Annotated in this window: 9 protein-coding genes; 2 read left to right on the top strand and 7 right to left on the bottom strand. The window is 73.6% G+C overall.

The window, feature by feature from the left end; all coding sequences use genetic code 11:
* Window positions 1-2 precede the first annotated feature (2 nt).
* From ACYVM4_RS09325 to argC, 4 genes are read right to left on the bottom strand one after another with little or no spacing between them, the layout of a single operon-like run.
* On the bottom strand, window positions 3-1,331 hold the full coding sequence (locus ACYVM4_RS09325; RefSeq protein WP_460668345.1) for an acetylornithine transaminase: 1,329 nt from the start codon (window positions 1,329-1,331) through the stop codon (window positions 3-5).
* Window positions 1,328-2,257, bottom strand: coding sequence for an acetylglutamate kinase (gene argB / locus ACYVM4_RS09330; RefSeq protein WP_368820603.1), 930 nt, complete (start codon window positions 2,255-2,257; stop codon window positions 1,328-1,330). The genes ACYVM4_RS09325 and argB overlap by 4 nt, the downstream gene beginning before the upstream one ends.
* Before the next feature lie 46 nt (window positions 2,258-2,303).
* Complete coding sequence (gene argJ, locus ACYVM4_RS09335) at window positions 2,304-3,518, bottom strand: bifunctional glutamate N-acetyltransferase/amino-acid acetyltransferase ArgJ (protein WP_460668346.1); 1,215 nt, start codon at window positions 3,516-3,518, stop codon at window positions 2,304-2,306.
* A complete protein-coding gene (gene argC, locus ACYVM4_RS09340; RefSeq protein ID WP_368820606.1) occupies window positions 3,515-4,564 on the bottom strand; it encodes an N-acetyl-gamma-glutamyl-phosphate reductase in 1,050 nt (349 codons plus the stop codon). The genes argJ and argC overlap by 4 nt, the downstream gene beginning before the upstream one ends.
* A 330-nt stretch (window positions 4,565-4,894) precedes the next feature.
* On the opposite strand from argC, the gene ACYVM4_RS09345 reads away from it, so the two are divergent.
* Window positions 4,895-5,863, top strand: coding sequence for a quinone oxidoreductase family protein (locus ACYVM4_RS09345; protein WP_460668347.1), 969 nt, complete (start codon window positions 4,895-4,897; stop codon window positions 5,861-5,863).
* Window positions 5,860-7,227 (top strand): M1 family metallopeptidase, encoded by a 1,368-nt coding sequence (locus tag ACYVM4_RS09350; protein ID WP_460668348.1) that lies wholly within the window; start codon window positions 5,860-5,862, stop codon window positions 7,225-7,227. Before ACYVM4_RS09345 ends, ACYVM4_RS09350 begins: the two co-directional genes overlap by 4 nt.
* Window positions 7,228-7,317: 90 nt before the next feature.
* Here ACYVM4_RS09350 and ACYVM4_RS09355 read toward each other — a convergent pair whose 3' ends face one another.
* The 3 genes from ACYVM4_RS09355 to pheS form a co-directional block, all read right to left on the bottom strand.
* Entirely contained in the window at window positions 7,318-7,947 is a 630-nt protein-coding gene (locus ACYVM4_RS09355) for a hypothetical protein (protein WP_460668349.1), read from the bottom strand.
* 194 nt (window positions 7,948-8,141) lie between these two features.
* Entirely contained in the window at window positions 8,142-10,694 is a 2,553-nt protein-coding gene (pheT, locus tag ACYVM4_RS09360) for a phenylalanine--tRNA ligase subunit beta (protein WP_460668350.1), read from the bottom strand.
* A 4-nt stretch (window positions 10,695-10,698) separates the two neighbouring features.
* Entirely contained in the window at window positions 10,699-11,769 is a 1,071-nt protein-coding gene (gene pheS / locus ACYVM4_RS09365; protein WP_460668351.1) for a phenylalanine--tRNA ligase subunit alpha, read from the bottom strand.
* Window positions 11,770-11,791 lie beyond the last annotated feature (22 nt).

The following is an 11,791-nucleotide window of genomic DNA, read 5'->3' on the forward strand; positions in this document are numbered from 1 at the left end:
GTTCATGCTTCTTTCGGCGGGGTGTCGGCCGCGGTCGCGGCGGGGGCCGTGACGGCGGCGGTGGCGGCGCGCAGGATCTCGGGGAGCGCGTCGAGGAAGGTGCGCGCCTGCTCGGCGGTCAGGATCAGGGGCGGGGCCAGGCGCAGGGTCCCGGGGCCGGTCGCGTTGACGATGAACCCGGCGTCCCGGGCCGCCTCGACCACGGCGGGGCCGAACGGCGCGGTGGCCCCCTCGGGGACCTCGAGGTCGGCGCCGATGAGCAGTCCGCGCTGGCGCACGTCGCCGATCCCGGGGACCGCGCGCAGACCCTCGCCGAGCACGGCGCCCACGGTGCGGGCGTGCTCCAGCAGGCCGTCCTCCTCGATCACGGTGACGGTCGCGAGGCCCGCGGCGGTGGCCGGCGGGTTGCCGCCGAACGTGGTGCCGTGCTGGCCGGCGCCGAGCAGCGCGGAGACCTCGGCGCCGACGGTCAGCATCGCACCGATGGGGAAGCCGCCGCCGAGCCCCTTGGCCAGGGTGATCGCGTCCGGCAGGTCGTCGCCGGTGAGCTCGGCGGAGGAGGCGAACCAGCGGCCGGTGCGGCCCATCCCGGTCTGCACCTCGTCCACGACGAGCAGCGCGCCGTGCCGGCGGGTCAGCTCCCGGGCGCGCCGGAGGTAGCCCTCCGGCAGCTCGCGCACGCCGGCCTCGCCCTGGACGGGCTCCACGATCAGCGCGGCCACGGTCCCGTCGAGGTGCTCCTCGAGGGCCTCGACCGTCGCGGGGATGTGCCGCACCCCGCCCGGGAGGGGCTCGAAGGGCGCCCGGTAGGCCTCCTTGGCGGTCAGGGCGAGCGCGCCCATGGTGCGGCCGTGGAAGGCGGACTCGAGGGCGAGGACGGTGCCGCGGGGCCGGCCGTCCGGGCCGGGGTGCTCGTGGCCGTGGCGGCGGGCGAGCTTGAACGCGGCCTCGTTGGCCTCGGTCCCGGAGTTCGCGAAGAAGACGTGGGAGCCCGCGGGCGCGCCGGCCAGGGACAGCAGCTTCCCGGCGAGGGCGATCTGCTGGGGGGAGGTGAAGAAGTTGGAGACGTGGCCGAGGGTAGCGAGCTGGCGGGAGACGATCTCCACCCAGCGCGGGTGGGCGTGGCCGAGGGCGTTGACGGCGATGCCCGCGAGCAGGTCGAGGTAGTCCCGGCCGTCGGCGTCGGTGACCACGGCGCCCTTGCCGTGGGTGAGCACGAGCGACGGGCTGCCGAAGACGCCGAGCAGCGAGTCGGCGTACTCGCCGAGCAGGGCGGTCTGGGCGGAGTAGCGGGAAGCGGTGTGCTGGGCGGCGGTGTGCTGGGCGGTCATGTCGATGCTCCGTGGTCGGGGACGAGCTGGGTGCCGATGCCGGTGTCGGTGAAGATCTCGAGCAGGCACGAGTGCGGGCTGCGCCCGTCGACGATGGACGCCCGGCGCGCCCCGCCCTCCACGGCCCGCAGGGCCGCCTCCATCTTGGGGATCATGCCGGCCTGCAGGCCCGGGAGCATCGCGCGCAGCTCCGAGGCGGAGAGGGACGCGATGAGCGAGTCCTTGTCGGGCCAGTCCGCGTAGAGGCCCTCGACGTCGGTGAGGGCCACGAACTTCTCGGCGCGCAGGGCCACGGCCACCGCGGCGGCCGCGGTGTCCGCGTTGACGTTGAGGATCTCCCCCGTGGGGCGGCCGTGCGCGTCGACCTCCGGCGCCACGGAGGAGATGACGGGGATCCGCCCGGCCTCGAGGAGCTGGGTGACGGGCTCGGGGTTGACGCCGACGACCTCGCCCACGTGACCGAGGTCCACCTCCTCGCCGTCCACGACGGTGCCCCGGCGGACCGCGCGGAACAGCTCGGCGTCCTCCCCCGAGAGCCCGACGGCGTACGGGCCGGTGGCGTTGAGCAGGGAGACGAGCTCGCGCTGGACCTGCCCGGTGAGCACCATCCGGATGGCGTCCACGGCCTCCTTGGACGTGACCCGCAGCCCGCCGCGGAACTCCGACTCGATCCCCAGCCGCTCCAGCATGCGGTTGATCTGGGGCCCGCCGCCGTGCACCACGACCGGTTTGATCCCGACGTGGCGCAGGAACACCATGTCCTCCGCGAAGGCCTGCCGCAGCGGCTCGGACACCATGGCGTTGCCGCCGTACTTGAAGACCATCACGGACCCGGAGTAGCGCTGGATCCATGGCAGGGCCTCCATCAGGGTGCCCGCCTTCAGCTGGGCGGTCTCGTAGCGGGTCGGGTCACTGGGGTCGGTCATGGTTCTCCTGCGCCGTGGGTCGGTGCTGTGCTGGTGGGCGGGCTGGTCAGCTGGAGTAGGCGCTGTTCTCCTCGACGTAGTCGTGGGTGAGGTCGTTGGTCCAGACGGTGGCGTCGGCGTCCCCGGCCTTGAGGTCGACCAGGACGGTGACCCTGCGGTCGACGGCCAGGTCCACGCCCTCGCGCGGATCCCCGATCATGCCGTTGCGGCAGACCACGACCCCGTTGATGGTGACGTCGAGCTGGTCGGGGTCGAACGCGGCGTCGGTGGTGCCGACCGCGGACAGGACCCGGCCCCAGTTCGGGTCGTTGCCGAAGATCGCGGCCTTGAAGAGGTTGGAGCGGGCCACGGAGCGGCTCACGTCCTCGGCCTGCTTCTCGGTCACGGCGTTGACCGTGGTGATCTCGATGTCGTGGGACGCGCCCTCGGCGTCCGTGATGAGCTGCTGGGCCAGCGAGTGGCACACGGCGGTCACGGCCTGGCTGAACTCGAACTCGTCGGGGGTGATCCCGGAGGCGCCCGAGCCGAGCAGGACCACGGTGTCGTTGGTCGACATGCAGCCGTCGGAGTCGGTGCGGTTGAACGTGACCTTGACCGCGTCCTCGAGCGCCCACTGCAGGGCGTCGGAGGAGAGCTCGGCGTCGGTCGTGAGCACCACGAGCATCGTGGCCAGGCCGGGGGCGAGCATGCCCGCGCCCTTGGCCATGCCGCCGACCGTCCAGCCGTCCCGGACGTAGGCGGCCTGCTTGGAGACGGAGTCGGTGGTCATGATGGCCCGGGCCGCGGCGGCCCCGGCGGCGTCGTCGTCCCCGAGGGCCGCCACGACCCCGGGGAGACCCCGCTCCATGACGTCCATGGGCAGCTGGACGCCGATCAGGCCGGTGGAGCAGACCACCACGTCGCCCGCCCCGATCCCGAGCGCCTCGCCGACGAGCTCCGCGGTCCGGTGGGAGGCCTGGAACCCCTGCGGCCCGGTGCAGGCGTTCGCCCCGCCGGAGTTGAGGACCACGGCGGCGGCGCTGCCGTCCGCGGTCGCGGCCTTGGACCACTGGATGGGCGCGGCGGTGATCCGGTTGGTCGTGTACACGGCACCCACGTGGTGCTGGGGCCCGTCGTTGACCACGAGGGCGAGGTCCGGTCCGCCGGAGTCCTTGAAGCCGGCCTCGGTGCCGGCCGCGCGGAAGCCCTGGGCGGCGGCCACGCCGCGGGCGGTGTCGACCCGCAGGGTGCCGGCCGGCTGCTGGGAGGGGTACGTTCTCACGGTGCGACTCCTTGGAGATTCAGGCCGGTGTCCTCCGGCAGGCCGAGGGCGAGGTTCATGGACTGGACGGCCCCGCCCGCGGTGCCCTTGACGAGGTTGTCGATCACGCAGGTGACGATGACGCGCCCCGCCCGGGCGTCGTGGGCGAGCTGGAGCTGGGCGTGGTTGGAGCCGGCCACCGACTTCGTCGAGGGCCACCGGCCCTCGGGCAGGACGGTGACGAACGGCTCGGCCGCGTAGGCGGCCTCCCAGGCCTCCCGCAGCTGCGCGGTGGTCACGCCCTCGGCGACCCGCGCGGTGGCGGTCGTGAGTATGCCCCGGGGCATGGGGGCCAGCGTCGGGGTGAAGGAGATCCGCACGGGGCGCCCCGCGGCCTTCGAGAGGCCCTGCTCGATCTCGGGGGTGTGCCGGTGGGCACCGCCCACGCCGTACGGGCTCATCGAGCCCATGACCTCCGAGCCCAGCAGGTGCGCCTTGACGGCCTTGCCGGCCCCGGACGTGCCCGAGGCCGCGACGATCACGACGTCCTCGGGCTCCAGGAGACCGGCGGCGAAGCCGGGGCCGAGGGCGAGCAGGGCGCTGGTCGGGTAGCACCCCGGCACCGCGATGCGCGTGGCGCCGCGGAGCTGCTCGCGCTGGCGGGTGCCCTCGGCGTCCACGACGAGCTCGGGCAGCCCGTACGGCCACGTCCCGGCGTGCGGGGAGCCGTAGAACTGGTCCCACTCCTCGGCGGAGTCGAGCCGGTGGTCGGCGCCGGCGTCGATCACCACGGTCTCCGGCGGCAGCTGCGCGGCGATCGCGGCCGAGGCGCCGTGCGGCAGGGCGAGGAAGACGACGTCGTGGCCGGTGAGGTTCTCGACCGTGGTGTCGACGAGCACCCGGTCGGCGAGGGAGTGCAGGTGCGGCTGCAGCTCCCCCAGCCGCTGGCCCGCGTTGGAATGGGCCCCCACGGCCCCGATCTCGATCTGCGGGTGACCGGCGAGGATCCTCAGGACCTCGCCACCGGCGTAGCCGGATGCCCCCGAAACTGCTGCGCTGAACGTCATAAGGCCCACTCTAGCTCAAAGTTATGCATGGTCTTCAATATTTATGCACGCTACGGGAGGGGACCGACCGAGCGGGAGCGCGGGTGCGCGGGCGTCGGAGCACGTCAGGATCCCCCGTTCGGATCGGCCACGGCCGCTCACACGTCCCCCCGGAACGGCTCTGCACCCGAATCTACGCTTCCCATGTGCAAATCTCGATGATTACGGGGCATCTTCCTGCCCCCTCTTGTGCACACGCTACCCCTCGGCGCCCCCCGCAGGGAGGGCGCGGCGGGGCCGGCCGCCTACCATGGCAGAGTTCCCGTCCGCGTTGTCCAGGAGGTACCCGTCATGGTCCGTTGCGTCATGGTCGAGCGAGCCGGAGGCCCCGAGGTCCTGACCCTCGGCGAGCGCCCGGACCTCGAGCCCGGCCCGCACCAGCTGCTCGTCGAGACCCGGGCGGCGGGGGTGAACTTCATCGAGGTCTACCAGCGCGAGGGCGTCTACCCCGTCGAGCACCCCTTCACGCCGGGCTCCGAGGGCATGGGCGTGGTGACGGGCGTGGGCTCCGAGGTGCAGCACTTCGCCCTGGGCGACCGGATCACCACGTCCCAGGCCTCCCGCACCTACGCCGACGCGTTCCTCGTGGACGCCGACAAGGCCCTGCGCGTGCCCACCGGCGTTCCCGACGAGGTCGCCGCGGCCGTGCCCCTGCAGGGCCTCACCGCGCACTACCTGGTCCGCTCGACGTACCCCGTCCAGGAGGGCGACGTCGCCGTCGTCACCGCGGGCGCGGGTGGGGTCGGAGGCCTCGCCGTGCAGCTGCTGAAGTCGCTCGGGGCCACCGTGATCGCCCTGGTGGGCTCCCAGGCCAAGGCGGAGACCGCGCGCTCGCTGGGCGCCGACTTCGCCCTGGTGGGCTACGAGGGCTTCGCCGAGCACGTCCGGGAGCTCACCGGCGGCCGCGGCGCCGACGTCGTCTACGACTCGGTCGGCAGGAACACCTTCGACGAGTCGCTCCGGGCGCTGCGCAAGCGCGGGATGCTCGTGCTCTTCGGCGGCTCCTCCGGCCAGGTCCCCCCGCTCGACCCGCAGCGGCTCGCCCAGCACGGGTCCCTGTACCTCACCCGGCCCACCCTCAACGACTACCTGCTCGACGAGAAGGAGCGGAACTGGCGCGCGGGCGAGCTGTTCGACGCGGTGCTCGACGGATCGCTGACCGTCCGCGTCGCCGAGACGTTCCCGCTCGCCCAGGCACGGCAGGCGCACGAGCTGCTCCAGTCCCGCGCCGCCCAGGGCAAGCTGCTGCTGGTCCCGTGAGCCCGGCACCGATGCACCGCTTCCTCGGCGCGGACGGCGCGCGGGACCCGTACACCCCGTCCGTCGGGTGCTGCGCGGCCACCGTGGAGCACTACGACCTGGACCTCGACTACGACGTCGACGACAACGGCCTCGAGGCGCGCGCCACCCTGGCCTGTCGCGCGCTGCACGACACGGACCGGATCGAGCTGGACCTCACCGAGCTGGCCGTCACCGACGTCCGGTTCGGCACCGGCGGGCTCAGCGGTCTGCTCGGCGGCCGCAAGGTCCACGCGGACCACCGCGGGAGCCGCCTCGTGCTGACCCTGCCCCGCGTCGTCCCCGCCGGGGAGGCGTTCACGCTCACCGTGGCCTACGAGGGGTACCCCGAGTCCCTGGACGGGCCCTGGGGCGAGATCGGGTGGGCTGAGCTAGACGACGGCGTGCTCGTCGCCGGCCAGCCCACCGGGTCGTCCACCTGGTTCCCGTGCGTCGACCACCCCTCCCACAGGGCGACCTACCGGGTCGCCGTGCACGCGGACGCCGACTACGAGGTGGTGGTCCACGGCGAGCTGGAGTCCGTGGTGGAGCGCGACGGCGAGCGCCACTGGGTGTACACGTCCCGGGTGCCGCTGCCGCCCTACCTGGCGACCGTGCAGATCGGCCCGTACGAGCGGCGGGAGCTCACGGGCTCCCGCGTCCCCCAGTACCTGGTGTGCTCGAAGAAGCGGCGCAAGAAGGCGGAGAAGACGTTCGCGGAGCAGGGCCGGATGATCGAGGTGTTCAGCGACTGGTTCGGCCCGTACCCGTTCCCGAGCTACACCGTGGTGGTCGTGGACGAGTCGCTGGAGGACCCGTTCGAGTGCTACGCGTGCTCCGTGTTCGGCAAGAACCAGCTGGGCACCGACTGGGAGGAGCAGCGGCTCGTGGCGCACGAGCTGGCCCACCAGTGGTTCGGCAACAGCCTGGTCCTCTCCTCGTGGCAGGACATCTGGCTCAACGAGGGGTTCGCGTCCTACTCCGAGTGGATCTGGTCCGAGGCCTCCGGCGACAGGCCGGCCCGCTGGCACGCGGAGAAGGCCCATCGGACCCTGTCCAGGATGCGCCAGGACCTGGTGATCGGGGACCCCGGGCAGGTGCGGCTCTTCGACGACGTGGTGTACGTCCGGGGCGCCCTCACCGTCCACGCGATCCGGGAGACCGTGGGCGAGGACGCCTTCCGCGCCCTATTGCGCGGCTGGGCCACCGCCAACCGGGACGGGTGGGTGAGCACGGAGGGCTTCCGGGAGCACCTGCGCGGCTTCGTGCCCCAGCACCGGTGGGCGGAGGTCGACGGCCTGCTCGACGCGTGGCTGCTCCGGCGGGAGCTGCCCGCCCTGCCCTGATCGGCGCCGGAGCCCCGGGCACCGACGAGAACGGGCCCTGCCGGACGCTGTGCGTCCGGCAGGGCCCGTTCCGCCGCGCGGGCGGCGGTGTCAGCTCTCCCGGCGGTAGAGCCGGCGGGCGAACCAGACCCCGCCCCCGGCCGCGCCGAGGCCGGCGAGCAGCAGCAGGCCCGCCTGGACGCGCTGCCACGTGATGGTGCCCGCGGTGACCCCGTCCCCGAACTCCCCCGCCGCGGCGGTCTCGACCACCTGGAGGGTGCCCTCCTCGACGGCGAGCAGGGCGTCGGACTCCTGGTGGAAGTCGCCCTCGCCGGAGCCCGTCTGCGTGCCGCGGAAGACGATCTCCTCCCCCGCCTCCGGGACCCGCGGGTCGGCGAGGCCCGAGTCGAAGGGCTGCTCGGTGACCGCCTCGTCCGCGGGCAGCACCCCGCGGTAGATGGGGTTGTAGGTCTTGGTCTGCAGGTCGTTGGTGAGGTCCTGGTACTGCCCGGAGATCACCCACGACCGGTCCGCGTAGCCGGCCAGCCTCCGGGAGTCGTCCCAGGCGAGGGCCGCGCTCACCGCCAGGACCAGTCCCAGAAGCAGCCCCAGCAGCCCCACGGCCGTCGGCTTCCAGGCGATCGAGCGCCGGGCGCGCCCGCTGTCGCGCTCGTCCGGCTCGTCCTGCTCGTCGTCGAAGGCGAAGAAGGTGTCCTGGCGGTCGGTGGTCTCCTCGGTCATGCTGCGCTCCTGGAACGGGGTCGGGGAAGGGGGGTCGGTCGCGAACGCCGGGCCGCGGCCGGGGACCCGGTGCCACAGTACCGAAGATGCCGGTGCGCGCCCCGGCGTTCGCGAGTGTTACCAGGGGCGGAGGGCGGTGCGGGGACGACCGACGGCCCGCCCCCGGGAGGGGCGGGCCGTCGGGGCGGGGTCGTTCAGCCGCGGAGCACGGCGCCGTGGCGCTCGGCGGCCACGGCGACGGCCGCCTCGCGGGCGGCGGAGGCCTCGTCCGCGGTCAGGGTGCGGTCCGGGGCCCGGAAGCGCAGCGCGAAGGCGACGGACTTGCGGCCCTCCTCGACGCCGGGCCCCTGGTAGACGTCGAAGACGCGGAGGTCCTCGAGCAGCTCCCCGGCGCCCTCCTCCAGCGCGGCCCGCAGCTCGGCGGCCGGCACGGCGGCGTCCACCACGAGCGCGACGTCCTGCGTGGCGGCCGGGTAGCCGGAGATCGGGCGTGCCTGCACGACCTCGACCTCGGCGTCGGTGAGCGAGCTGAGGTTCAGCTCCATCGCCACCGTCCGCTCGGGCAGGTCCTGCGCGGCCACCAGCTGCGGGTGCAGCTCGCCGGCGTAGCCCAGCGGGGTGCCGTCGGCGGTGGCCAGCACCGCGGTGCGGCCCGGGTGGAACGCCTGGTGGGTGCCCTGGCGGACGGTGAGCTCGACCCCCAGGACCTCGGCGGCCAGCCGGGCCGCGTCGAGGGCGTCCTGCCAGTCGTACGCCCGGGGTGCGGTCCACGGGCCCTCGGCCGTGTCCCTCCCGGCCAGGACCGCGGCGAGGTGGCGCGGCTGGACGGGAATGCCGGCCTCGATCTCCTCGAGCACCGCCCGGCCCGGGTGCGCCCCCAGCGGGGGGATGCTCGCGCTGCCGAGCTGCTCGCCGGGGCGGAAGACCCGCCCGACCTCGTAGAGCGCCAGGTCCCGGAAGCCGCGGGAGGTGTTGCGCCGCAGCACCTCCAGCAGACCCGGGAGCAGGGACACGCGCAGCATCCCCTGGGCCTCGCTGATCGGGTTGGCCAGCTTCACCGACGGCACGGGGACCCCGGGCTCCGGGGCGCCCCACAGCTCGTTGTCCGCCTGCGAGACGAAGGGGTAGGCGAGCACCTCGGTCAGCCCGGCGGCCGCGAGCGAGTCGGCGACCCGCTTGCGGGCCTGCTGCTCGGCGGTCAGACCGCGCCCGGGAGGCGCGACCGGCAGCCGCGAGGGGATCGTGTCGTAGCCCACGAGGCGGGCGATCTCCTCGACCAGGTCCTCCTTCTCGACCAGGTCGGTGCGCCACGACGGGGGCACGACGCGCCAGCCGTCGTCGGTGGCCTCGACCTGCGCGCCGAGCTCGGTGAGGGTCGAGACGACCTGCTCCGCCGTGTAGTCCACGCCCGTGCGGCGGCCCGGGTGGTCCCAGGGCAGCTCGATGGGCGCGGGGACGGTGGTGTCGTCCACGTCGGTGACCTCGGGGCCGGCCGTGCCGCCGGCCAGCTCCACGAGCAGCTCCACGGCGCGCTGGGCGGCCACCGGGGCGATCCGCGGGTCCACGCCGCGCTCGAAGCGCTTGGACGCCTCCGAGGGGAGCCTGTGCCGGCGGGTGGTGCGGGCGATCGAGATCTCGTCGAAGCGGGCCGCCTCCACGAGCACGTCGGCGGTGCCGTCCGAGACCTCGGTGCTCGCCCCGCCCATGACCCCGGCCAGGCCGATCGGCCCGGAGCCGTCCGTGATGAGCAGGTCCTCGGGGTCGGCGGTGCGCTGCTTGCCGTCCAGGGTGGTCAGCGTCTCGCCCGGGGCGGCCCGGCGCACGGTGATGCCCCCGCTCAGCTTCCCGAGGTCGTAGAAGTGCAGCGGCTGGCCGAACTCGAGCATCACGTAGTTGGAGACGTCCACCGGCAGGGAGATGGAGCGGATCCCGGCCAGGCGCAGCCGCGCCGACAGCCACGGGGGCGTGGGGGCGGTCGCGTCGATGCCGGTCACCGTGCGGGCGACGAAGCGGGTGCACCCGGGCCTGCCGTGGATGGGGGCGTCGTCGTCGACGGCCACGGGGAACCCGCCCGCGGTGGGGGCGGGCACCCGGGCGGCCACGGCCTCGGCCGGGTCGGTGAAGGGCTGGTGCACGGCGTGGCAGTACTCGCGGGCCACGCCGCGGATGGAGAACGCGTAGCCGCGGTCCGGGGTCACGTTGATCTCCGCGGCCTCGTCGTGGAGGCCGAGCAGCTCCAGGGCGTCCGTCCCGAGTTCCGGGTCCAGGCCGAGGGTCGAGAGCACCAGGATGCCGTCGTGGTCCTCTCCGATGCCGAGCTCGCGCACCGAGGCGATCATCCCGGCGGAGGTGTGGCCGTAGGTCTGCCGCGCCGAGATCCTGAAGTTGCCGGGCAGCACGGCGCCGGGCAGGGTCACCACGACCTTGTCCCCGACCTCGAAGTTGTGCGCCCCGCAGATCACGCCCTGCACGCCGGACGGGTCGATGCCCTCACCGGTCAGGGTCTGCTCCTGGCCCTCGGGGACCACGCGGACGGTGCACCAGTTGACGGTCTTGCCGTTGGAGTGGGTCTCCGGCTCCTTGGACAGCACCTGGCCCACCACCACCGGACCCTTCAGGTGGTCCGTGGGGCGGTGCACGTCCTCCTCCTCGAGGCCGACGCGGACCAGGGCGGCCAGGACGTCCTCGGCGGTCGCGTCCGCGGGGACGGGGGCGTGCTCGCGCAGCCATGACAGGGGAACTCGCATGTCTCTAGATCTCCATCCCGAAGTGCTCGCTGAAGCGGATGTCGCCCTCGACCATGTCGTGCATGTCCGGGACGTTGTTGCGGAACATCAGGGTCCGCTCGATGCCCATGCCGAACGCGAAGCCGGAGTGGACCTCGGGGTCGATGCCGGCGGCGCGCAGCACGTTGGGGTGGACCATGCCGCAGCCGCCCCACTCGATCCACTGCGGCCCGCCCTTGGCGTTCGGGTGCCACACGTCCAGCTCGGCCGACGGCTCGGTGAACGGGAAGTAGTTGGGCCGCAGCCGGATCTTCGCGCCGGGTCCGAACATCTGCCTGGCGAAGTGCTCGAGCGTGCCCTTGAGGTCGGCCATCGACAGCCCCTTGTCCACGGCCAGACCCTCGACCTGGTGGAAGACGGGGGTGTGCGTGGCGTCCAGCTCGTCGGTGCGGTAGGTGCGCCCCGGGACGACGACGTAGACGGGCAGCTCGCGGCTCAGCAGCGTGCGCATCTGCACCGGCGAGGTGTGCGTGCGCAGCACGAGGTGCGCCTCGGGCGGGTCCACGAAGAACGTGTCCTGCAGCTCCCGGGCGGGGTGGTCCGGCTTGAAGTTGAGGGAGTCGAAGTTGTACCACTCGGACTCGACCTCGGGGCCGTCGGCGACCTCCCACCCCATGGCCACGAACGTCTCGCCGATGCGCTCCATCAGGTTGGTCAGCGGGTGCCGGCCGCCCAGGCGCCGGCGCCGGCCGGCGGCGGTGACGTCCACGGCCTCCTCGACGAGGATCCGGGCGTCGCGTTCCTCCTCCAGCACCGTGGTGCGGGCGGCGATCGCCTTGTTCACCCGGCCGCGGGCCTGGCCCATCAGCTTGCCGGCGGCGGCCTTGTGCGACTTGTCCAGGGAGCCGATCTGCCGGTTGGCCAGCGCCAGGGGGGACCGCTCCCCCGTGTGGGCGAGCCGGACCTCCTTGAGCTCGTCCAGGTCCTTCGCGTTCTCGACGGCGGTCAGGGCCGCCTCGACGGCGGCGGCGACCTGGGCCTCGTCGGTCGGGTCGACCGCGCCGCTCGGGGCGGTCTCGGGTGGCAGTTCAGACATCAGCTGGCGACTTCTTCGGCTC

This window comes from Kocuria himachalensis (genome assembly GCF_054784195.1).